We start from the raw sequence: 22,860 nt of genomic DNA, 5'->3' as shown, positions 1-22,860 counted from the left end.
TCCCCGGCGCCGGATGGCGTCCCGCCGGTGGCCGTTCAGCCGGCTCCACAGGACGTTTTCTCGTCCCCCGCGCCCTTGGCGACGCTGGAAGCACGCGGCATCACCGCCTGGTTCGGTGACCACCAGGTGTTGGACCGCGTGTCGCTGACGATGCCTGCGGGGCAGGTCACCGCGCTCATCGGACCATCGGGGTGCGGGAAGTCGACGTTCCTGCGCATCCTCAACCGCATGCACGAGCTCGTGCCGTCGGCATCCCTCGCCGGTGAAGTGCTCCTCGACGGCGACGACATCTACGATCCCGCTCGCCGCCTTACGGACGCCCGCAAGGACATCGGGATGGTGTTCCAGAAGCCCAACCCCTTCCCCGCGATGTCGATCTACGACAACGTCGTCGCCGGCCTGAAACTGACGGGGGTGCGGGCGAGCCGTGACGAGAAGGACTACCTGGTGGAGCGCTCGCTCACCTCGGCGGGACTGTGGAAGGAGGTCAAGGACCGTCTCCGCGCTCCCGGCGGCGGATTGTCCGGCGGTCAGCAGCAGCGTCTCTGCATCGCCCGGTCGCTCGCGATCAAGCCCAAGGTCCTCCTCATGGACGAGCCGTGCTCGGCGCTCGACCCGACCTCGACGCGTGTGATCGAGGAGACGATGGGCGAGCTCCAGCACGAGGTGACGATCGTCATCGTCACGCACAACATGCAGCAGGCGCAGCGTGTGTCGCAGCAGTGCGCGTTCTTCCTCGCGTCGCAGGGCCAGCCCGGTCACATCGTCGAACACGGTGACACGGAGGCGATGTTCGATTCGCCCATCGACCCGCGCACGTACGACTACGTCAACGGTCGCTTCGGGTAAGGGTGCGGCGATGACCCTCTTCGACGAATCGACGGCCGTTCTGACGCGCCCTGCGCCGTCGCCGGAGGCTGCGGATTCTCCGCCGTCGTCTTTTCCCACGGCGCGGGTCGTCCTGCTCATCGTGATCCTGCTGGGCCTCGCGGTCGCCGCTGTCCTGGTCGGGGAGGCGGTCGGTCGCAGTGAGGTCGAACGCTCGGTCGCGGCGGAGGCGCGCGCGGCGATGTCCCTGCCGGAGAGCCAGCACATCGGAGCAGTCGTGGACGGTTCCGCCCTGCTCCAGGGGGTGGTCAACCACTACGAGAGCATTCATTTGACGATGCCGAATGCACCGTTCGCCGAAGGAACCGCTGATCTCGCGATGACGCTCACGGGTGCGCATCTCGACGACGGCGGCGTGTGGGTCGCGGACCGGGTCGCGGTCGTCGCGAGTCTGAACGCCGGGCAGGCGACATCGATCTACATCCCCGAGAACGCCCGCGGCGCGATGCAGATCGGGTTCCGTGGGTCGGACATGGCCCTCGATGTGTCGATGGCGTCCGGCGGCACGAATGTCGCGGCGAGCGTCGCGGTCACCCCGGCGTTCGCGGACGGTTGGCTGAGCGCGACGGTCTCGTCGGTCACGATGGGTGGCACGACGCTGTCCGGCGATGAGCTGCGGGTGAAGTTGGGTGACGACGCTCTCGGCGCCCTGCAGGCGCCGCCCGTGTGCCTCGCCGAGGCCTTGCCCCGGTCGATGACCGTGCGTGAGGTGGAAGTGCGCGACCAGCACCTGCGAATCGATGCCTGGGTCGACGTGGCTCTGTGGAACACTCCTGCGGGCGCTGAGCCCGGGGCCTGCGGTCAGGTCAGCCCGTGACGAGGCGTTACGTCCGCGTGCGCGTTCGAGCCCGCACCACGCTCGACAGCGTCGCTCGCACCGGCTGCCCGAGGTAGATGCCGAGCGAGGCGCCGACGGCCAGGGCGATGCCGATCGTCGCCGCACCCGCGAGGGTCGTGACCCCGGCCATGAGGACGGCGGCGTCGTCGCCGGACTCGACGATGCCCAGCAGCCCCCGGAACACCGCTGCTCCGGGCACCATCGGCAGGATCGCGGCGGTCGTGATCGCCACCGAGGGCACGTGGAGACGGTAGGCCACCACGACGCCGATGAAGCTCGCGACGAACGCCCCGACACCGCTGGCTGCGGCCACCTCGAACCCCAGGCCCGAGGCGCCGACGTACCCGACCCAGGCGAGGAGGCTGAGGACCGCGCTGACGAGCACGATCCGGGCTCCGGCGCCGTTGTAGATCGCCACGGCGATCGCGATGACAGCCGCGCCGACGAACTGGACCGGCAGCGGCCCGAGCGGCAGCGCGGTCGAGGGCGGCGACATCCCGAGGCCCAGGACGCGCACGGTCTCCAGCCCCGCGAGGATCCCGAGCACCACGCCGAGGGTCTGCGTTGTCAGCTCGAGGATGCGGCCGGTCGCGGTGAGGGCGAACCCGTCGATGGCATCCTGAGCCGCCCCGACGACGGTGAGCCCCGCGAGCATGAGGACGATCCCGGATGCCACGATCACCGAGGGCCGGATCGCGGCGGCCGCCTCGATCCCGGTGTAGCGCAGCAGGGGCGAGAGCGCCGCGACGACGGTGATGACGAACCCGCCGGCGATCTGCGCGAAGAAGTACGGCACGCGCACGCGCGCGAGGAAGTACTGGGTCGTGGCGGCCAGGGCCGCCGCGACGAACGAGAGCATCAGCGCCAGCCAGTTCGCGCCGAACATGATCGCGACACCCAGGGCCAGCATCGCCTGGGCGGCGATGACGGCGGCGGGCCGATATCGGAAGGGCAGGCGTCGGATCGCGCGACAGCGCGCGATCGCCGCGTCGAGGTCGAGACCGTCGGCGATCTCGCCCACCAGGGCTTGAAGACGCTGCAGCTTGGCATGGTCGGGCACCGACCCCCGCACCACGCGCAGCAGTGTCGTCGGGTGCGCCGCCCCGGGCAGGCTGTGGGCGATCGTGATCGAGTTGTAGGTGACGTCGACGTGGACGGGATCCAGACCGTACGCCCCGCACACGCGGACGATGGTCAAGGTCACCTCGTTCGCCGGAGCCCCGACCACGAGCATCGTCTCGCCGATGCGGATCGCCAGGTCCAGGATGCGGGTGGCGAGCCCCTCGTCGATGACCGTGAGGAGCTGGGTTTCCGGCGCGAGGGCCTCGTCGGCGTGGACGAGTCGGCGAAGTGACGACAGCCATCGACCGGGGGTGGGGGACATCCGCAACGCTCCCAGAGGCAGAGGGTGGAACTCCACGATCCTATCCGCGCCCGCACCTCCGCCCCGGCCGCGCCCCTGCCCCGCGCCCGCATGACGTCAGCGGCATGCGGGCGCCTCTAAGATGAACCCTCGGGCGTGGCATCCGAGCGCCCCTTCGTGGCATCCCGACGCCCGACCCTCCCGGGAGTTCCCCTCATGGCGCTGATCGTCCAGAAGTACGGCGGTTCGTCCGTCGCCGACGCCGAGAGCATCAAGCGCGTCGCCAAGCGCATCGTCGACACCCGGCGCGCCGGCCACGAGGTCGTCGTCGCCGTCAGCGCCATGGGCGACACGACCGACGAGCTCCTCGACCTCGCGGGGCAGGTCGCCCCGATCCCGGCGCCGCGCGAACTCGACATGCTCCTCTCCAGCGGTGAGCGCATCTCGATGGCGCTGCTGGCCATGGCGATCCACTCGATGGGCTTCGAAGCCCGTTCCTTCACCGGCAGCCAGGCGGGCATGATCACGGATGCCACCCACGGCGCCGCGCGGATCGTCGACGTCACCCCGGTACGTCTGCGCGAAGCCCTCGACGAGGGCGCCATCGTCATCGTCGCCGGCTTCCAGGGCTTCAACCGCGACACCCGCGACATCACCACCCTCGGCCGCGGCGGGTCGGACACGACCGCGGTGGCGCTCGCCGCGGCGCTCGAGGCCGACGTGTGCGAGATCTACAGCGACGTCGACGGCATCTTCACCGCCGACCCGCGGGTGGTGCCGCTGGCCCGGAAGCTCGACCGCGTCTCCAGCGAGGAGATGCTCGAGCTCGCCGCCAACGGCGCCAAGGTGCTGTACATCCGCGCGGTCGAGTACGCCCGCCGCCACGGCGTCCTCATCCACGCGCGGTCCACGTTCAGCTCGAGCGAGGGCACGTGGGTGCTCGACGCGTCGAAGAAGTCCCCGCTCGTCCCCGAGGGAGCCACCATGGAAGAGCCCATCGTCGCCGGCGTCGCCACCGACCTCAGCCAGGCCAAGATCACCGTCATCGGTGTCCCCGACGTGCCCGGCAAGGCCGCCGACATCTTCAAGATCGTCGCCAAGTCCGGCGCGAACGTCGACATGATCGTGCAGAACGTCTCGGCCGCCGCGACCGGTCGCACCGACATCTCGTTCACGCTGCCGAAGACGGACGCTGCGACCGCGCTGAAGGCGCTCGCCGGCGAGCAGTCCGAGGTCGGGTTCGAAAGCCTCGTGCACGACGACCAGATCGGCAAGCTCTCGGTCGTCGGCGCCGGCATGCGCACGCACTCCGGCGTGTCGGCGACGCTCTTCGAGGCGCTCAGCATGGCGGGGGTGAACATCGAGATGATCTCGACCTCCGAGATCCGTATCTCGGTGGTCGTCCGCGGTGTCGATCTTGCTGAGGCGGCGCGTGTCGTGCACACCGCGTACGGCCTCGACAACGAGATCGAGGCGACCGTGCACGCCGGCACCGGTCGCTGAACGCCTCCGGACACGTTCAGCCGCGTCGCAGAGAAAGCCCCTATTCTTCGGCCGAACGGAGGCGGAGATGGCACGGTCGTGGCCGACGAAAAGGTCTCGCTGGTGGTGGGGAATCGGCGCATCGATCGCGGTGGTCGCCTTGGTCGTGCTGGGGCTGATCTTCCAGCCGTGGTTGCTGTTCATCGACGTCCGCGTCGATGACGAGATCCCCGCGTCGGCGCCCACCGTGTCTGCGCCGGCCGCGCCCTCCACGGCCGCCACCGCACCCACGACGGACCCCGTCGACGTCGTCGAACCGCAGACGGGACCCGTCGATCTGCTCACCGGTGCGCTGATCAGCCATGAGCACGAGACCAGCGGGACGGTGCGGGTCATCGAGAATCCCGACGGCTCCCGCCAGCTGGCCCTGATCGGCCTCCAGACGACGAACGGGCCCGACGTGCACGTCTGGCTGAGTGCGGGCCCCGTCGTCGAGGGCCGAGAGGGATGGTTCACGGCCGCGGGCTACGACCACGTCGACCTCGGCCCCATCAAGGGGAACCTCGGCGATCAGCTGTACGACATCCCCGCCGACGTCGATCTGTCGGTCTTCCGCACGGTCGATCTGTGGTGCGTGCAGTTCGGGGTGTCGTTCGGTGCAGCGGCGCTGACCTGAGCCCCGCCGGCCGAGGCGATCGCGCTCCGCGGCAGAACGCTACAATCTGGATCTCACCCATAAATCCCGAGGACTTCGCATGACCCGCATCTCCGATTCCGGAATCTCCCTCGCCGTCGTCGGCGCCACCGGCCAGGTCGGCACCGTCATGCTCGAGATCCTCGCGGAGCGCGCCTTCCCGATTCGCGAGCTGCGCCTGTTCGCCACCGCCCGCTCGGCGGGCACCTCGATCGACTTCAGCGGCCACACGGTCGTCGTCGAGGACGTCGCCACCGCCGACCCGGCCGGCGTGGAGGTTGCGCTGTTCTCCGCCGGCGCCACCGGTTCGCGCGCCCACGCGCCGCGCTTCGCCGAGGCGGGGGCGCTCGTGATCGACAACTCCAGCGCGTGGCGCATGGACCCCGAGGTTCCGCTGGTCGTGAGCGAGGTCAACCCCCACGCCATCGCCGAGGCGAAGAAGGGGATCGTCGCGAACCCCAACTGCACGACCATGGCCGCCATGCCGGTGCTGAAGGTGCTCGACGCCGAAGCGGGTCTCGAACGTCTCATCGTCAGCACCTACCAGGCCGTGTCGGGTTCCGGCCTCGCGGGTGCGCGGGAGCTCCTCGGCCAGGTCGAGGGCGTCCTCGCCCAGGGCGACGTCGAGCGTCTCGTGCGCGACGGCTCGGCGCTCGACTTCCCGCAGCCCGAGAAGTACGTCGCGCCCATCGCGTTCGACGTCATCCCCTTCGCGGGCAACCTCGTCGATGACGGCCTCAACGAGACCGACGAGGAGAAGAAGCTCCGCAACGAGAGCCGCAAGATCCTCGAGCTCCCCGACCTGCGCGTCGCGGGCACGTGCGTGCGCGTCCCCGTCTTCACCGGCCACTCGCTCAGCATCAACGCCGAGTTCGACCGTGACATCACGCCGGAGCGCGCGCGTGAGCTGCTCGCCGATGCGCCCGGCGTCGTCCTCGAAGAGGTGCCGACCCCGCTGCAGGCCGCGGGCACCGATCCCAGCTACGTGGGCCGCATCCGCGCCGACCAGTCCGCGCCCGAAGGTAAGGGCCTGGTGCTGTTCATCAGCAACGACAACCTCCGCAAGGGGGCCGCGCTGAACGCCGTGCAGATCGCCGAGCTCGTGGCGAAGGAACTTTCCGCACGCGTCTGAGCTCGGCATCCGGATGCCGTTCGAGCGGGCGTTGTCTCGATATCGAACCGACGGATCTCTCGATGTCGAGACACTCTCACCCGGCACCTAGAATCGTCTGGTGACCGAAAACGTCGACGTTCTCCTCATCGGAGGCGGCATCATGTCCGCCACCCTCGGCACGATGCTGAAGGATCTGCAGCCCGATCTGAAGATCGCGGTGCTCGAGAGGTTGAGCGACGTCGCGCAAGAGAGCTCGAACGCCTGGAACAACGCCGGCACCGGGCACGCGGCACTGTGCGAGCTGAACTACATGCCCGACAACCCCAACGGTCCGCTCGATCCGTCCAAGGCCGTCACGATCAACGAGCAGTTCCAGCAGAGCCGCCAGTTCTGGGCCTCGCTGGTCGCGGAGGGCGTGCTCGACGAGCCGTCGACCTTCATCAACCCGACCCCGCACATGACGTTCGTGCGGGGCGAGAAGGACGTCGCCTACCTTCGCCGCCGCTACGAGGTGCTCAAGCAGCAGCCGCTGTTCGCCGGCATCGAGTACAGCGAGGACTCCCGCGTCATCAACCAGTGGGCGCCGCTGCTCATGCAGAAGCGTCGGAAGGGGGAGCCGTTCGCGGCGACCCGGGTTCCCGCGGGAACCGACGTCGACTTCGGCTCGCTGACGCGTCAGCTGTTCGCGGGGCTTCGCGAGAAGGGCGTCGAGGTCGTCACCAACCACGAGGTGAAGAAGCTCAAGAAGCGCAAGGACGGTCGGTGGGACGTGAGCTACCGTCACGTCATCGGTCACACCCCCGGCACGATCACGGCGAAGTTCGTCTTCGTCGGCGCCGGCGGCTGGGCGCTGAAGCTCCTCCAGCGCTCCGGCATCCCCGAGATCAAGGGGTACGGCGTCTTCCCGATCGGCGGCCAGTGGCTCAAGACGTCGAACCCGGCGATCGTCGCGCAGCACCGGGCCAAGGTGTACTCGCAGGCGTCGGTCGGAGCGCCCCCGATGTCGGTGCCGCACCTCGACACCCGTGTCGTGGACGGCGAGACGTCGCTGCTGTTCGGTCCGTTCGCGACGTTCAGCCCGAAGTTCCTCAAGAACGGCTCGATGCTTGACATCGTCACGCAGGTGCGCCCCCACAACATCTTCCCGATGCTCAAGGTCGCCATCGACAACCCCAGCCTGCTGAAGTACCTCATCAGCGAACTCCTCAAGAGTCACGCGAAGAAGGTCGACAGCCTGCGGGAGTTCATGCCGACGGCCAAGGCCGAGGACTGGGAGCTGCTCGACGCCGGTCAGCGCGCGCAGGTGATGAAGCGCGACAAGGACAAGGGCGGTGTGCTGCAGTTCGGCACAGAGGTCGTCACGTCGGGCGACCGCTCCATCGCGGGTCTCCTCGGGGCGTCGCCGGGGGCCTCGACCGCCGTCTCGATCATGCTGGGCCTGATCAAGACCTGTTTCCCCGAGCGGATGCCCGAGTGGGAGCCGCGCCTGCGTCAGCTCATCCCCAGCTATGGCGAGACGCTCAACACGCGTCCCGAAGCGGCGCGCGCCGAACTGGATGCCACGGCCCAGGCGCTCGCGATCAACGCCTGAGGCACCCGTGGCCAAGCTGTACTTCCGCTACGGAGCGATGAACTCCGGCAAGTCCACGGCCCTGCTGCAAGCGGCGTACAACTACGAGGAACGCGGCCAGCGGGTGCTTCTCGCCAAACCCGAGATCGACACCAAGGGCGCTGACCAGATCGACAGCCGACTGGGGGTCACCCGGACGGTGGACTTCCTCGTCGGCCCGGCCGATGACCTGCGCGCCGTCTTCCACGAGGCCGCGGGTAAGGCGCCCGTGGCGTGTCTCCTGGTCGACGAGGCGCAGTTCCTGACCGCCGAGCAGGTCGACGACCTCCTGCGCATCGCCGTGCTCGACGGCATCCCCGTCCTCGCCTACGGCATCCGCACGGATTTCCGTACCGACGCGTTCCCCGGTTCGGCGCGGCTCCTCGAGATCGCGCACAGCCTGGAAGAACTCAAGACCATCTGCCGGTGCGGCCGCAAAGCCGTGTTCAACGCGCGTCTGGTGGGCGGCCGGTTCGTGTTCGACGGCGACCAGGTCGCGATCGACGAGGGGCAGATTGCCGGCGAGGTGACGTACGAGTCGATGTGCGCGGCGTGCTACCTGCGCGAGTCCGGCGGTCGTCTCGACGGGCGCTGAGGCCGCGCCGACCGACCTCGTCGGGCGAGGCCGTCGTCGGCCGATAGCCTGGAGACATGCGCGTACTCCTGGCCGGTGGTGCCGGCTACATCGGAACACACACGGCCGTTGCTCTTCTGGATGCCGGTCACGACGTCGTCCTCCTCGATGACCTCTCGGGCACGCACGCCGTCGCCGCAGAACGCGTCGAGCGCATCACCGGAAAGTCGGCGCCCCTCGTCGTCGGCGACGCGGCCGACGAGGCCGTGGTCGCGTCCGTGTTCGACGAGCACGGCCCCATCGACGCGATCATTCACCTGGCCGCGTTCAAGGCCGTGGGCGAGTCCACGCAGAAGCCGTTGGAGTACTACTCCAACAACCTCGACACGACGTTCACGCTTCTGCGTGTCGGTATCGCCCGCGGCATCCGATCGTTCGTGTTCTCCAGCACGGGAACGGTGTACTCCGACCCGGCGGACCTCCCCTTCACGGAGGAGTCCACGACGAGCGTCGACCTGTCGAACGCCTACAGCAAGTCCAAGCGCATGAACGAGGTCGTCCTCGCGGACGTCGCCCGCGTGAACCCCAAGCTGAACGTCACGGTGCTGCGCTACTTCAATCCCGTCGGGGCGCACCCGTCCGGGCTCATCGGCGAAGACCCGGCCGGCATCCCGAACAACCTGATGCCGTTCGTGTCACGCGTCGCGATCGGAACGCTCGATGAGATCGGCGTGTTCGGTGACGACTACGACACCCCCGACGGCACGGGGCTGCGCGACTACATCCACGTCGTCGACCTCGCCGAGGGGCACGTCGTGGCGCTCGAGCAGGCACAGCCCGGACACCAGGTGTTCAACCTCGGCACGGGCCGACCCATCAGCGTTCTCGAGCTCGTGGCCTCGTTCGAGAAGGCAGTCGGTCACGAACTGCCGAAGAAGATCCTCGCCCGCCGTCCCGGCGACGTCGCCGCGACGTACTGCGACCCGACGAAGGCCGCCGACGTGCTCGGGTGGCGGACGCGTCTGACGATCGATGACGCGTGCCGTGACTACTGGAACTGGCAGTCCAAGAACCCGGCCGGTTACGCAACCCCCGCCGAGGACTGACGGACCGCGCGTAGTGTCGTGTGGTCAGGCCACATGGTCTGCCGCATCGACCGAGGGGATGCCATGCCGGATTCCGCACTGCGCGCGTGGCAGGTGGTTCTCGAACGTATCGAGACCGACCTGCGTGAGGGGCGGCTCTCGCCGGGCGAGCGTCTGACGCCCGAGCGTGAACTCGCCGCCCAGCTGGGTGTGGGGCGTTCGAGCGTCCGCGAGGCGATCCGCGTGCTGGAGGTACTGGGGGTCGTGCGCACGGCGACCGGATCCGGTCCGTCCTCGGGAGCGATGATCGTCACGACGCCGCGCGGGGGGCTCGCCGCCTTCCTGCGACTCCAGGTGGCGGCGAGCGGCTTTCCGCTGGGTGATGTGGTCCGCACTCGCATCGTGCTCGAGTGCGATGTCGCCGAGACGCTCGCCGGCGCGGATGCCGACCTCACCGAGATCCGCGGCATCCTGGATGCCATGGATGCCGCCGCGCTCGATCGCGACGAGTTCCTCGCTCTGGATGCGCGCTTCCACCAGGCTCTGGCGGAGGCGTCGGGCAACGCCGTGATCTCGGCGATGATGGCGGGCCTTCGCAGTTCGATCGAGTCGTACACGCGGGCCGGTGCGGCGATGCTCGAGGACTGGGACGAGACCTCTCGCCGGCTGCGGGCCGAGCATCGGGGCATCGTGCAGGCGGTCGCCGACGGTGACGCCGCGGCCGCACGCGACCGCGTCCACGCGCACATCGCGGGCTACTCCGCGCAGGTGGCCGATGCGTTGCGTCGCCGAGGAGCGGGGGTGGATGCCGCGTGAGCGACCGTCCCGTGCGCCCGCCGCGCCCGCAGCACGTGCTCGAGGTGGTCTCGGCGGAGCGCCTCACGCCCCACCTCGTGCGCCTGCGGGCGCGCGGTGTCGATCTGGCGGTGTTCCGCGACAGCCCGCACACCGACCGGTACGTGAAGATCACCTTCGCCAAGCCCGAGCTGGGCCTGGAACCGCCCTACGACCTGGCGGCGCTGCGAGAGACCCTCGCCCCGGAGGATCTGCCCGTCACCCGCACGTACACCGTGCGGGAGGTCCGGGGCGACGAGCTGACGATCGATTTCGTCGTCCACGGCGACGAGGGACTCGCGGGACCGTGGGCGGCGCGCGCGCAGCCGGGGGAGCGGCTGGTGGTGTCGTCGCCCGGTGGAGGGTACGCCCCCGACCCCACGGCATCCTGGCACCTGCTGGTCGGCGACGAGTCGGCGCTGCCGGCGATCTCGGCGGCGCTCGAGGCCCTCGCCCCCGACGCGCGCGGGACGGTGTTCGTCGAGGTATCCGGCACCGACGATGAGATCGCGCTGGTGTCTCCACCCGGTCTCGAGATCGTGTGGCTGCACCGGGGAGGGGCGGCGGCGGGAACGTCCCGTGTTCTCGTGGAGGCCGTCACGGCGTGGACGGTGCCCTCGGGGCGAGGGCACGTCTTCGCTCACGGAGAGCGCGAGGCGATGAAGGCTCTGCGCGAGGTCTTCTTCACGGCGTGGGGTCTGGAACGCGCCCAGGTGTCGCTGTCGGGCTACTGGGCGTACGGCCGCACCGAGGACCGATTCCAGGCCGAGAAGCGCGAACCGATCGGGAAGATCCTCTAGTCGCGGCTCGTGCGCTCCGGCGTAGGTCGCGCCGCGGTCGTATGCGGCGGGATCCGATCGTGTCGGTCGCGTGCGGCGGGTCAGTCGCGCGCGGGCAGCGTGGGGATGAGGGCCTCGAGGTAGTCCGCGGTGTCTTCCCACCCATGGACGGCGTGACACTCGACACCCATGGCCAGCACGGGGTAGTCGTTGCCGTCGGGGTCGAGCCGGTCGCCGATGAACAGCATGTCGTCGAGCGAGATGCCGGTGGCGTCGGCGAGCTGACGCATGCCGTACGCCTTGTCGATGCCGCGGTGGGTGATGTCGACCGAGGTGGATCCGCCCGAGCGCACCTCGAGGTCGGGAATACGGGCGGCGACCGCCTCGCGCAGCGTGTTCTTCTTCTCGCCCGTGGGATCCCAGGCCATCTTGGCCTCGAGGGGAGCGCTCTGGCCGAGCGCGGAGAAGGTGATCTGAGAACCGCGATCCTCGAGGATCTCGCCCCACGGCTCGGCCTCCCACAGCCCGAGACGCTCCGCCTCCTCGCGAACGGCGGTGAGGGCGCGCGACTTCTCGTCGTCGGTCAGCGAGTGAGCGTAGACGGTCGTGATGCCGTCTTCGCTGAGGCGGTAGTACTGCGTTCCACACGTCGGCATCAGGTGGAGGTGTGACACGAGTGCGGCGTCCGCCTGAGGCAGGCGCTCGACCACCTGCGTCTTGAACTGCTGGAGCTGGCCACCCGAGATGATCGCGACCTCGACACGCTCGGCCAGAGCGAGCAGCAGGTCGCCCATGCGCGGGTCGATCGCGGTCTTCGATGGAGCGAGGGTGTCGTCGAGGTCGAAGGCGACGAGGCGGGGCGAGGTATCGGACACGGTGCTCCTGAGGGCGGGTGAAGTCGGTATCTCGGTACACGAGAGGCCCCACCCGAAGGTGGAGCCTCTCTGCGGTCGGGGTGACAGGATTTGAACCTGCGGCCTCGTCGTCCCGAACGACGCGCGCTACCAAGCTGCGCCACACCCCGTGGCCAACCCTGCAAGTCTACCCCGTCCGCGACCGTGGTCCGAACCGTGCCGTCGGGCGGGCGCGTCGCGCGAAACGTTGCAATCCCGACGGCCCGCCCGGTCGGCAGCGTCACGTGCGCTGCGCTTGGTCAGACGCGCCCGGCCACGCGGCGGCGAGCGATGACGAGCGCAATGAGCCCCGCCGCGATCGCCGACGCCGCCAGGCCCCCGGCCGTGCCGACGTCGCCGGCCGTCAGGCCGGTCGCTGCGAGAGCCGCGGTCGGAGGGGCTGCGGCCGGCGGCGCTACCGGTGCGGGAGTCGAGACGGGCGTCGGCGTCGGCGCGGGGGCGGGAGGGGCGAGCTGCTCGGTCTGGCTGGGCGTGGCGAACCGCTCCACCCACACGTAGCGGGTTGGCAAGTGAGCAAGGGTGGCAACCTCCTGATCGGCGCGTTCGATACGCCAGACCGCGCTGTAGACGCCGGGTCCCGGCAGCGGCCCCGTCGATGCCGTGTAGGTACCCGGCCCGATGTCGGGGGAGGTGGTCAGCTCGAGCTGGGCGACGGGTGTGAGCCCGGCCGGGATCTCGGCAGACTCGGCCGGAAATGCCCCCGTACGGTAGACGTCCGCGCGGGCCCGGAGCCGGACGAAGCTGCCATCCGCGTGACGGGGCCATACCCCCTCGCCCGAGGTGAACTCCACGTCGTCGATGAAGCGCCCCTCCTGGATGCGGGCGAACGTCTGGATCCGGGGCGAGAATCGCACCGGTCGCGCCGTGGCGTCTTCGGCCGCCAGAGTGAACCGCTGCGGCTCAGCGGGGCCGGCGGACTCCTGCTGGCCCGGTGTCGTGAACAGGCGCACGGCTGCCGACCGCACGGAGAAGGTGCCGCGGACCCGCACGGTGTATGGCCGCCCGTCGGTGTCGACGGGCGGTGGCGCGAGGATCGGATACGCCACCCCGGCGACGACATCGCTGCGTTCGGACAACCCGGTGTCGCCGAACACCGCACCTTCGAGGCGAAGGGCGCCCCGTGCGTCGGGGTCGACGTCGGCGACGACGGTCCCCTGGGTGGGATCGTCGGGGTGCACCGTCAGCGTCAGCGTCCCGCCGACGCGAGGAACTCGGACGGCCGCGGCCTCCGCCAGATACTGCTCCGCGCGCTCTTGAATGGCGAGGCTGTTCTCAGGGCTCGCTCGCCGCATGATGTAGTCGATCGCCTCGCGGAACGAATCCCCCTGGTATCCCCACGAGTGCAACGTCGTGTCGCGGTCGGCGATCGCCTTGACCGCCCATCCGACGCTCGCCGCTTGAACCGGGTCGTCGGTCTGGCCGTAGGTCGTGACGAGGTGGTTGATCGAGACCAACTGCTGGGGGCTCATTCCGTCGGCATACGTGCGGACACCCTGGTCGGTCGTGGGGCCGGTGGCCAAGGGAAGGCCTGGGTGGATGCAGTACGTGTGCACGTCGCCGACGCGCATGGAGCCGTGCCACCCGGTGGAAGACAGTGGAGCCCACGTGCCGAATCCGGTGCCCCGGTCTGCGGCGTGCGCGGGAGCCGCCACGAGAGCCGGAGAGGTCAGGACGGCGGCGCTGAGGAGGAGTGCGATCGCCGAGGGGAGTCGGCGGCGGCGGGGAGGTGGTCGGTGCATCGAGTGTCCCTTCGGTCGAGGAGACTCGATCATGCGATGTCGGCGTGGGCACGGAACGAGCGAAAGGGCCGATCCGTGAACGGATCGACCCTTTCGTCAGAGGGGGAGGAGCGGTCAGCGCGTCAGCAGCGTCAGCAGTGTCGCCTCGGGACGGCACGCGAAGCGCACGGGCGCGTAGATCGAGTGGCCGAGACCGGCGCTGACGTTCAGCGGAACCGTTCGTCCGCTGTGCGACCACTCGCTCAACCCGCGGGCCTGATCAAGCGGCAGATCGCAGTTGGAAACGAGCGCTTCGCGGCTGAACGGCACGCGGACCTGACCGCCGTGCGTGTGACCGGCCAGGAGGATATCGGCGCCGAGATCGACGAAGCGATCCAGCGTTCGCCGATAGGGCGCGTGCATCACGCCGAGCGTGAGGTCGGCGGCATCCAGGGTCGACAGCACCGGGGGAATGAGCTCGGGCTTGTCCCAGTTGCGATGCGCGTCGTTCACCCCGAACGCGGTCACACGCACACCCTTCACGTCGACGGACACCGCGGTGTCGTCGAGGATGTGCCAGCCGAGATCGTCGGTGAAGAAGCGATCGAGGGCGTCGACATCGAGGTGTTTGTGCTCGGGAACGTTCTCGGACGGTCCGAGGAAGTAGCGCAGCGGATTGCGCGGCGACGGCTCCTGAAAATCGTTCGAGCCGTGAACGACGAGACCCGGTACGCCGCGCAGCGGCGCGAAGGCCGTCCGGATGCCGGTCAGCCCGTCGCGGTGGCCCAGGTTGTCGCCCGTGTTGACGACGAGATCGGGCGACAGCTCGGCGAGCCGCGCCATCCACTCCTGCTTCCGGTGCTGCCAGGGCGCCATGTGAGCGTCAGAGACATGGAGGACACGCATCGCGTCCACGCCCGGCGGGAGTACGCGAAGCGCGTGATAACGCACGGTGAAGAGGTAGCGCTCGACGCCCATACCCCATACAGCAGCGCCGACAGCGGCCGCCCCCGCAACCCCGAGGGGTGCGAGGGCGGCCTTCACGAGCGGACCCGTCACGGGCAATCCTTCGCCACGATGTCGAGTCGGATGCCGGTGTTCTTGTTGGCGGACGAGTTCGCGGCCGGATCGGTCGACCTCACCTGACCCTCGTCGGGGGCAGATCCGTTCTCTTCGCAGTCACCGATCGAGACATTGCCGAAGCCCGCGGACTGCAGCGCCGCTCGTGCGGCGTTGACGTTCTGACCGCTGACGTCCGGCACCGTCCCGCCCTGGCCGTTGCCGGGGCGGATCGTGATCACGGAACCGGCGGCCGCCGACCCGCTCGGGCTCTGCTCCGCCACGCGGTCGCCCCCGAACTCGGCGTCCACCGGGTCGCCGACGTTCACGCGGAAGCCCGCGCGTTCGAGCGTGCTCCGCGCTTCGTCGATGCCGCGTCCGACGACGTTCGGCACGTCGCGCTGGATGGTGCGCAAGAGGTTCTGCGCCGGGTCGGGGAACCGGTCGCCACCGTAGAACTCGTTGGCGGCGCTCTGAACGTCGCGAGCGAGCGTGTAACGCATGTCGCTGAGCCGCAGCCCGTTGGAGTACCGGTTGAACAGGTCGACGTCGCCCGTCCAGTTACCGACCCACACCGCGGTGGTGGCGTTCGTGGACGACTCGATCATCCAGGTCTGGAAGCCTTCGTGTGTACCGGTCTTTCCGATCACGGGGACGCCGTCGCGCGGGTTGGCCGACGAACCCGTGCCGCCACCGGCCATGACGCCCTGCAGGGCGTACGCTGTCGTCGCCGCGACCTCGGGGGTCAGCACCGGCTCGCACTTCCGCTCCGGAATGGGCCGCTCGGCGCCATCGGCATCCGTCACCTTGTCGATGACTTTCGGCTGGCAGTGGTTGCCGCCGTTGGCCACTGTGGCGTACGCACCGGCCATGGCGATCGGCGACACGTTGTCGCTTCCGATCACCTCGTTGGCGTTGGCCATGAGGATCTCATTGCCGTCGCCCGTGGTGACGCCCAGCTTCTTCACCGTCTTCGCGATGTCGCACAGGTCGAGCTGAGCGGCCATGGCGAGGTAGCCGGTGTTGAGGGAGTCGCGCGTGAACATCATCGGGGTTCCGACGTAGCCCGAGTTGTTCGCGAAGTTGTTGATGCGCACGTTGCCCTGGTTGACCCACCGGCCCTGGCAGGAGTTCTCCATGTTGGGCACCGGCTGCAGGCGACCGTTCAGCTGCTCGTTGAGCGATTTGCCCTGCTCCAGCCAGTCGACCAGGGTGAACAGCTTGAAGGTCGATCCGGCGTTGAAGCCGATCGAGCCGCCGTTGGTGGAGTCTCCCGCGAAGATGATCGAGTTGTACGACGGGTCGGACTGGGCGAGGTCGGGGTCCTGCGTGAACTTCGTGTTCTGCGCGATGGCGAGTAGGCGCCCGGTCTTGGCCTCCAGGCTCACGGCCGTGGCGCCGAACTTCATGCCGTCGAGGCTCTGCGGCGTGTTCTCGTTGATCGAGTTCTGCGCGGCATCCTGCATGCGCCAGTCGAGCGTCGTCTGGATCGTGAGCCCGTCCTGGCGGAGGGCGCGCACGCGGTCGTCGACCTCGGCGCCGAAGGCGGGGTCGTTCAGGATCGTCGAGACGACGTACTGGCAGAAGTACGGAGCGCGCGAGCTGCCGCAGCCCTGATCGGTCGGGGTGATCTGCGGCGAGATCGGCTCGGTCGCGTACTGCACGTACTGTTCGTGCGTGATCTTGCCGTCAGCCTCCATGCGGCTGAGCACGTAGAGCTGGCGGCCCTTGGTCTCGCTGTAGCCGTCGGCGGCGGCGACGAGCTGCTCCTGGGTGATCTCGCCGTTGTCGAGAAGGGTGTACAGAGCCTGGATCGTGCCCGGGTCGACGTCGTCGATCGAGCCGTCCGGCTGCTTGTTGTAGGCCGTGCCGTCGTTGTCGAAGATCGAACCTTCGGCGCGGTCGATGCGGAAGCGGTTGGGGTTCTGCACCATGCCGGCGAGGACGGCCGACTGCCCGATGTTCAGCTCCGACGCGGGGACGTTGAAGTAGTACTTGGCGGCGGCGTCGATGCCGTACGTCACACCGCCGAAGTTGGCGATGTTCAGGTATCCCAGAAGGATCTGGTCCTTGGTGTACTGCTTCTCGAGCTGCACGGCGTAGCGCATCTCCTGCAGCTTGCGCTGATACCCCTCCACGCCCTCGGCCTGGATCGCCTCGAGAGCGCACGCCTGCAGCGCCTCGTCGCGCGTCATCGCCGGGGTGTCGTCGGTGGCCTCGACCGCGCGCGCGTCGCGCTCGCAACGCTGGACGAGCACGTTCTTGACGTACTGCTGGCTGATCGACGACCCACCCTGCGTCTCGCCGCCCGCGGCGTTGCTGAGGAGGGCGCGCGTGGTTCCGATGAGGTCGACACCGCCGTGCTGGTAGTAGCGCGGGTCTTCCGACGAGAGGATCGCGTCGTACATGACGGGGTTGATCTGGTCGAACGTCACCGGCGAACGGTTCTGGTCGTAGAACTTCGCGAGGACCTCGTCGCCGGCCATGAACGTCGTCGGCAGCATCAGCTGGTCGGGCTGCAGGTAGCTCGGCATGTTGTCGAAGATCGTGATCGCGCTCGACGCCGCGAGGCCCGAAACGGCGATCGCCGGGGTCACTGCCGCGGTCACGAGGACGCCGGCGGCCGCGCTCAGGCCGACGAGGCCGACGATGCCGCCGAGGGCACCACTGGCCGTACGTTTGTTCTCAGGCATAGGCTTGATGCTAAGCGACGTTGCTGGGCGATGCCTCGAAGGCGTGCCCTCGCGCGCGTACGCGCCCATCCTCTCGCTCGCTGATCGAGCCGACCCGCCGGGAGTCCGTATGACCACGTGGGAGTACCTCACCACGCCGCTGCTGATCCACAACACCGCCGCGATCCTCAACAACTGGGGCAAGCAGGGGTGGGAGCTCGTCCAGGTCGTGACCGGCCCCGAGGGGGGACTCGTGGCGTACTTCAAGCGCCCCGTCGGCGGGGGCGAGGCCAACGCCGGCCTGGGCGCCGCCGCGACCGCCGCTCGCCAGTTCGAGGGTCAGCAGTGAGCGTCTCGGAGCGCCTCGCCGCGCTCGGCGTCGAGCTCCCCGGTGTCGTCCCGCCCGTGGCGGCCTACATCCCCGCGAAGCGGCACGGCGACCTCGTCTACACCTCCGGTCAGCTCCCGATGGTGCAGGGCGCGCTCCCCGCCACCGGCAAGGTCGGCGAGGCCGACGCGCTGGTGTCCCCGGCGGATGCCAAGACCCTCGCGCGTCAGTGCGCGCTCAATGCCCTCGCGGCCGCCGCGTCGCTCGTGGGCGGCGTCGACAACGTCACCGGCGTGCTGAAGATCACCGGGTTCGTGGCATCCGTGCCCGAGTTCACCGGCCAGCCCGGCGTGATCAACGGCGCGAGCGAGTTCCTCGGCGAGGTGTTCGGCGAAGCGGGTGCCCACGCGCGTTCCGCCGTCGGCGTGCCGGTGCTGCCGCTCGACAGCCCCGTCGAGGTCGAGGTCGTCTTCACCGTCTCCTGAGCTCGCGTCCGTCGCTGCGCGTCACCGCGACGCGACGCTGCCGAAGACGCGCGCGACGGAGGCGAGCACGGAGGGCCGAGCGGCGATCCACGCCGCGGCGATCACCGCGAGGGATGCCGCGAACACGATGACCCCGAGCCATCCGTCGCCGTCCTGCGCGGCGTACATGTGGTTGAGGTTCCTGCGCGCCCCCGTGGCGAGCACGAGCCCGACGTGCACGACGGTGAAGGCGACGAAGAACAGCATCACCGGGTAGTGCACCGCGCGGGCCCACGCGATCGGGTAGGCGCGGTTGAGGCGCTCGGCGTCCCTCGGCCACACACCCGACATCCGCACCCCCGACACGATCGCGAGCGGGGCCGCGACGAACACGATGGTGAAGTACGCCATCTGCTGCAGCGCGTTGTACGCCACCCACCCGTTCTCGGTCGGCCACTGGAGCGACGCGTACTGCAGGACGGCGCTGACGGCGTTCGGGAAGACCTCCCACGATGTCGGCACGATCCGCATCCACTGCCCGGTGGCGAACAGGAGGACGACGAACGGGATGCCGTTGGCGATCCACAGCACGTCGAGGGCCTGATGGAACCACAGCGTCAGGCTGATCTTGCGCTTGGCGTTGCGACGGGGTGACCAGAAGGCCGACGGGCGCTTCTCGTGCCGCACCTGCAGACCCGACCGCACGATGAGCACGAGGAAGAACGCGTTCAAAAAGTGCTGCCAGCCGAGCCACGCCGGAAGCCCCACGGGGGCGGTCTCGGGCAGCGGGTAGTCGCCCGGGTAGGCGATGAGGAAGGCGGCGACGGCGGGGGTGCTGACGATCCACCGGGTGAAGAGCACCACCATCACGGCCGCGACGGCGAGGGCCGCACCGCCCGCGAGAGCCTGAGCGACGCGTCGCGAGGGCGCGGGCGCCGGGGTTCGCTCGCGTCCGAGCCGTTCGGCGCGCAGGTCGCTCCACTGCTCCGACGACGCCGTGGGGACGACGGTGCGCGGCATGCGGAGCGGAGGTCGGTCGGCGGCCGCGGTCGCAACGGCCGGAACCTCGGATGCCGCGGGATCGGCGAGAGCCGTCGCGCCGGTCGTTTCGTCGCCGACGTGGACGGAGGATGCAACGGCATCCTCGACCGGCCGTCGCGCCGCCGCCGGGGGCCACGGATCGCCCCCCGGGGTGCGGGGGAGTCCGCGGCGCAGCGGGAGTCCCTCGGTGGCGGCGGGAAGGACGGCGTCGGTCGTGCGCGTGCTCGTCGCAGAGGGCATCGGTGCCGCGGCCGGGGCGGCGGGCGCGTCGGAGGACCCCACGGCATCGACCGGAGCGGTGGTCGCCGCCGTGGCCGCGCCGGTTCCCGGCGGCCACGGCTCGCCGCCGGGAACACGGGGGAGCCCGCGGCGCCGCACGGTGGCGTTCATGACCGCTTCGCCTCGAGCGCGGCGATCGCCTGCGGCACCACGGTGAAGACGTCACCGACGATGCCGAGGTCGGCGATGGCGAAGATCGGCGCCTCGGGATCCTTGTTGACGGCCACGATCGTCTGCGCGGTCTGCATCCCCGCGCGGTGCTGGATCGCACCGCTGATGCCGAGCGCGACGTACAGCCGGGGGGATACCGACACCCCCGTCTGCCCGACCTGGGCCGCCGCCGCGACGTAGCCGGCATCCACCGCCGCCCGGGACGCGCCGACGGCGGCACCGAGCGCGTCGGCGAGCTGCTCGACGAGGGCGAACCCCTCGGCCGAGCCCAGGCCGCGGCCGCCCGATACGACGGCGGAGGCCCCGCGCAGCTCGGGGCGGGCCGACGTCGCGACGACGGGTTCGACGCGCTCGATGATCGCGGCGGGCGCGTCCGAGGCCGCGACGTCGAGCGTCTCGACCGGGACGTCGGCGACCCGATCGGCGCGCGCGTCGATCGCTCCGAGACGGACGGTCACGACGAGCGGCCCGAACGTCGAGGCCGAGGTCACGTCATACCCCCCGCCGTACACCGAGTGCCGCGCCAGGACGCCCTGGTCGTCGCGCTCCACGCCGACGGCATCCACCGCCAGCGGAAGGTGACGTCGTGCCGCGAAACGTGCCGCGGCATCGCGACCATCGACGGAGTTCGGGACGAGCACGGCCGCGGGAGAGACGCGGTCGAACGCCGCGTCGAGGGCGTCGACGACGGGGACGGTCAGCGCCGTGGCGTCGCCGCGCGCGACGAGCACGCGCTCGGCGCCCGCGCCCATGGCCTCGTCGGCGAGCGTGGCGACCTCGCCGTCGCCGACGACGAGCGCGACCGCCGTGCCGAGCTCCCGCGCGGCGGCGAGCAGACCCGCCGCGGAGCGTGTCAGGGTGCGCGCGGGGGTGGTCTCCAGCAGGACCAGGATCGTGTCGGTCACAGTCGTCCCCCTCACGCCAGCCGGTTCTCGAGCAGGAACGCCGCGAGCCGCTCGCCCGCGTCGCCCTCGTCGACGATCACGGTTCCCGCCGTGCGGGCGGGTCGCGGCGAGATCGTCGTCATGATCGACCAGGGTGCTCGCGCCGGGTCGGCGTCGAGATCCAGATCGGCGAGCGTCAGCGTCTCGTACGGCTTCTTCTTGGCGGCCAGGATGCCTTTGAACGTGGGGAAGCGTCCGTCGGGCAGCGCCTCCGTCACGGAGATGACCGCGGGAAGCGGCGCCGACACCCGTGCCGTGACGGCCTCGGTCACCCGCGTGCCGGACACCTCGGCGTCACCGAGTTCGACCGTCGACAGCGAAGTCGCGTGCGGCACGCGCAGGTGCTCGGCGAGCATCGCGGGCAGCACCCCGCCGGATCCGTCGGTGGAGAGGTTCCCCGCGATGACGAGGTCGAAGCCGACGCGCGTGACCGCGGCCGCGAGCACCTCCGCCGTCAACGACAGGTCCGCGCCGCGCAGGGCATCGTCGACGATGTGCACCGCCGCGTGCGCCCCCATCGCGAGCGCTTTGCGCACCGTGGCCGCCGCCGCTTCCGGTGCCATCGTCACGGCGACGACCTCGGCATCCGGATGCGTGTCGGCGTAGGCGAGGGCGACCTCGAGGGCGCGCTCGTTGATCTCGTCGACGACGTGATCGCTCGCGTCGCGTCGCGCCAGGCCCGTTTCGAGGTCGAGCGTGCGCTCGCCCCACGTGTCGGGCACGTCTTTCACCAGGACCACGATCTTCATCGATCTCTCCTTGTCCGATTCCGCCGCGTCGCGGAATCCGCCGTCGCCCCGGGTCGGGGCCGATCTCGCGCCCCGGGTCAGGGCGACGAGGTCACTGTGCTTCTGCGTCGCGTTCCGCGACCTCCCGTTCGGCCTCGGAGGCGACGTAGCCCTCGATGTGCCGTTCGTCCGGCCCGTTGTAGGCGGACAGCGGACGGATGAGGGCGTTGGATGCCGCCTGCTCCCTCACGTGGGCCGTCCACCCGGTCACGCGCGCGGCGACGAACAGCGGCGTGAAGGTGAGCGTGTCGAACCCCATGAGGTGGTACGCCGGGCCCGACGGGTAGTCCAGGTTCGGGTAGATGCCCTTGCGTCCGACGAACTCCGCCTCGAGCGCGTCGTACAGCGCGGCGAGGTCGCCGGCGCCGTAGTGCTCGACGAGGGTGTCCAGTGCGGCCTTCATCGTCGGGACGCGCGAGTCGCCCTTCTTGTAGACGCGGTGGCCGAATCCCATGATCTTGCGCTTCTCGGCGAGAGCGGCATCCAGCCAGGGGCCGACGTTCTCGGCGGATCCGATCTCGTCGAGGATGTGCATCACGGCCTCGTTCGCGCCGCCGTGCAGCGCGCCCTTGAGGGCGCCGATGGCCCCGACGACCGCGGAGTACAGGTCGGCGGTGGTCGAGGTGATAACGCGCGCGGTGAACGTCGAGGCGTTGAAGGAGTGCTCGGCGTAGAGCACCATCGACACCGTGAACGCCCGGGCGACGACATCGTCCGGGTCTTCACCGAACGTCATCCAGAGGAAGTTGCGCGCGTAGTCCAGGTCGGCGCGCGGCTCGATCAGGGCCTCGCCGCGTCGACGCCGCTGGTCGTACGCCACCATCGCGGGGATCTTGGCGAACAGCAGCTTCGCCTTGGCGAGGTCGGCCGCGGGGGAGTTGTCGTCGACCCCGGCGGCGGACGCGCCGAGGACCGACACCGCGGTGCGCAGCACATCCATCGGGTGCGCCTCGAGCGGCAGCAGGTCGATCACGGTGCGGACGGCGTCATCGAGATCGCGGTTCGCGCGCTCGTACTCCTCGAACGCGCGCAGTTCCTCGTGAGTGGGCAGCTCGCCGTTCCACAGCAGCAGCGCAACGGCCTCGAACGACTGCGTCGCCGCGAGCTCCTGAACCGGGTAGCCGCGGTAGAGCAGGCTGTTGGTCTCGGGGTTGACCTTGCTGATGGCGGTGTGGTCCACCGTCACCCCGGCCAGGCCCTTCTTGATCTCGACGTCGGTCAT

At 69.8% G+C, this 22,860-nt stretch carries 21 protein-coding genes and 1 tRNA gene; 12 read left to right on the top strand and 10 right to left on the bottom strand.

The window, feature by feature from the left end:
* Positions 1-75: 75 nt before the first annotated feature.
* Together P5G46_RS04875 and P5G46_RS04870 are read left to right on the top strand one after the other, a co-directional pair.
* A complete protein-coding gene (locus P5G46_RS04875) occupies positions 76-849 on the top strand; it encodes a phosphate ABC transporter ATP-binding protein (protein WP_239275190.1) in 774 nt (257 codons plus the stop codon).
* 10 nt (positions 850-859) lie between these two features.
* Complete coding sequence (locus P5G46_RS04870; protein ID WP_375095869.1) at positions 860-1,705, top strand: LmeA family phospholipid-binding protein; 846 nt, start codon at positions 860-862, stop codon at positions 1,703-1,705.
* 7 nt (positions 1,706-1,712) lie between these two features.
* Here the strand turns inward: P5G46_RS04870 and P5G46_RS04865 are convergent, their stop codons facing one another.
* Positions 1,713-3,110: a threonine/serine exporter family protein gene (locus P5G46_RS04865; protein ID WP_239275154.1), complete on the bottom strand. Its 1,398-nt coding sequence runs from the start codon at positions 3,108-3,110 to the stop codon at positions 1,713-1,715.
* A 195-nt stretch (positions 3,111-3,305) separates the two neighbouring features.
* Between P5G46_RS04865 and P5G46_RS04860 the strand changes: the two genes are divergently transcribed.
* From P5G46_RS04860 to P5G46_RS04825, 8 genes are all read left to right on the top strand, one after another.
* Complete coding sequence (locus tag P5G46_RS04860) at positions 3,306-4,592, top strand: aspartate kinase (RefSeq protein WP_239275188.1); 1,287 nt, start codon at positions 3,306-3,308, stop codon at positions 4,590-4,592.
* Positions 4,593-4,659: 67 nt separating this feature from the next.
* A complete protein-coding gene (locus P5G46_RS04855; protein ID WP_239275152.1) occupies positions 4,660-5,247 on the top strand; it encodes a DM13 domain-containing protein in 588 nt (195 codons plus the stop codon).
* 79 nt (positions 5,248-5,326) lie between these two features.
* Positions 5,327-6,397 carry an aspartate-semialdehyde dehydrogenase gene (locus tag P5G46_RS04850; protein WP_375095866.1) on the top strand — a complete coding sequence of 357 codons (1,071 nt, stop codon included), beginning with the start codon at positions 5,327-5,329 and terminating at the stop codon, positions 6,395-6,397.
* Positions 6,398-6,497: 100 nt separating this feature from the next.
* Positions 6,498-7,970 (top strand): malate:quinone oxidoreductase, encoded by a 1,473-nt coding sequence (locus tag P5G46_RS04845; protein WP_239275148.1) that lies wholly within the window; start codon positions 6,498-6,500, stop codon positions 7,968-7,970.
* A 7-nt stretch (positions 7,971-7,977) separates the two neighbouring features.
* The gene (locus P5G46_RS04840; protein ID WP_375095865.1) at positions 7,978-8,583 is read left to right on the top strand and encodes a thymidine kinase; all 606 of its coding nucleotides are present in this window, start codon (positions 7,978-7,980) and stop codon (positions 8,581-8,583) included.
* A 56-nt stretch (positions 8,584-8,639) separates the two neighbouring features.
* Positions 8,640-9,668: a UDP-glucose 4-epimerase GalE gene (gene galE / locus P5G46_RS04835; protein WP_408905098.1), complete on the top strand. Its 1,029-nt coding sequence runs from the start codon at positions 8,640-8,642 to the stop codon at positions 9,666-9,668.
* Between the two features lie 63 nt (positions 9,669-9,731).
* Positions 9,732-10,463 (top strand): FadR/GntR family transcriptional regulator, encoded by a 732-nt coding sequence (locus tag P5G46_RS04830; RefSeq protein WP_408905097.1) that lies wholly within the window; start codon positions 9,732-9,734, stop codon positions 10,461-10,463.
* On the top strand, positions 10,460-11,281 hold the full coding sequence (locus tag P5G46_RS04825; RefSeq protein WP_408905096.1) for a siderophore-interacting protein: 822 nt from the start codon (positions 10,460-10,462) through the stop codon (positions 11,279-11,281). The genes P5G46_RS04830 and P5G46_RS04825 overlap by 4 nt, the downstream gene beginning before the upstream one ends.
* Positions 11,282-11,361: 80 nt before the next feature.
* Here the strand turns inward: P5G46_RS04825 and P5G46_RS04820 are convergent, their stop codons facing one another.
* The 5 genes from P5G46_RS04820 to P5G46_RS04800 form a co-directional block, all read right to left on the bottom strand.
* Entirely contained in the window at positions 11,362-12,135 is a 774-nt protein-coding gene (locus tag P5G46_RS04820; RefSeq protein ID WP_239275138.1) for an HAD-IIB family hydrolase, read from the bottom strand.
* Between the two features lie 75 nt (positions 12,136-12,210).
* Positions 12,211-12,284: transfer RNA gene (locus tag P5G46_RS04815), tRNA-Pro, on the bottom strand.
* Positions 12,285-12,413: 129 nt separating this feature from the next.
* Entirely contained in the window at positions 12,414-13,913 is a 1,500-nt protein-coding gene (locus tag P5G46_RS04810; RefSeq protein WP_408905095.1) for a hypothetical protein, read from the bottom strand.
* A 114-nt stretch (positions 13,914-14,027) separates the two neighbouring features.
* Positions 14,028-14,951 (bottom strand): metallophosphoesterase, encoded by a 924-nt coding sequence (locus P5G46_RS04805; protein WP_408905094.1) that lies wholly within the window; start codon positions 14,949-14,951, stop codon positions 14,028-14,030.
* Positions 14,948-17,644: a transglycosylase domain-containing protein gene (locus P5G46_RS04800; protein WP_239275132.1), complete on the bottom strand. Its 2,697-nt coding sequence runs from the start codon at positions 17,642-17,644 to the stop codon at positions 14,948-14,950. Before P5G46_RS04800 ends, P5G46_RS04805 begins: the two co-directional genes overlap by 4 nt.
* 109 nt (positions 17,645-17,753) lie before the next feature.
* Here P5G46_RS04800 and sp36 point away from each other — a divergent pair, with 109 nt between their 5' ends.
* A complete protein-coding gene (gene sp36, locus P5G46_RS04795; RefSeq protein ID WP_026095616.1) occupies positions 17,754-17,972 on the top strand; it encodes a Sp36 family protein in 219 nt (72 codons plus the stop codon).
* Positions 17,969-18,436, top strand: a complete 468-nt coding sequence (locus tag P5G46_RS04790) for a RidA family protein (RefSeq protein ID WP_239275130.1) — start codon at positions 17,969-17,971, stop codon at positions 18,434-18,436. Before sp36 ends, P5G46_RS04790 begins: the two co-directional genes overlap by 4 nt.
* 21 nt (positions 18,437-18,457) lie before the next feature.
* Here the strand turns inward: P5G46_RS04790 and P5G46_RS04785 are convergent, their stop codons facing one another.
* The 4 genes from P5G46_RS04785 to P5G46_RS04770 all read right to left on the bottom strand — a co-directional run bounded on the left by P5G46_RS04785 (position 18,458) and on the right by P5G46_RS04770 (position 22,860).
* On the bottom strand, positions 18,458-19,846 hold the full coding sequence (locus P5G46_RS04785) for a cytochrome b/b6 domain-containing protein (protein ID WP_408905093.1): 1,389 nt from the start codon (positions 19,844-19,846) through the stop codon (positions 18,458-18,460).
* On the bottom strand, positions 19,843-20,811 hold the full coding sequence (locus P5G46_RS04780; protein WP_239275126.1) for an electron transfer flavoprotein subunit alpha/FixB family protein: 969 nt from the start codon (positions 20,809-20,811) through the stop codon (positions 19,843-19,845). The genes P5G46_RS04785 and P5G46_RS04780 overlap by 4 nt, the downstream gene beginning before the upstream one ends.
* Positions 20,812-20,822: 11 nt before the next feature.
* A complete protein-coding gene (locus P5G46_RS04775) occupies positions 20,823-21,599 on the bottom strand; it encodes an electron transfer flavoprotein subunit beta/FixA family protein (RefSeq protein ID WP_239275124.1) in 777 nt (258 codons plus the stop codon).
* 91 nt (positions 21,600-21,690) lie between these two features.
* Positions 21,691-22,860: a bifunctional 2-methylcitrate synthase/citrate synthase gene (locus P5G46_RS04770; protein ID WP_239275122.1), complete on the bottom strand. Its 1,170-nt coding sequence runs from the start codon at positions 22,858-22,860 to the stop codon at positions 21,691-21,693.

The sequence above is a fragment of the Microbacterium mcarthurae genome, assembly GCF_046064585.1.
GTDB classification, from domain to species: Bacteria; Actinomycetota; Actinomycetes; order Actinomycetales; family Microbacteriaceae; genus Microbacterium; species Microbacterium mcarthurae.
This window is presented reverse-complemented; position numbering and strand designations above follow the sequence as displayed.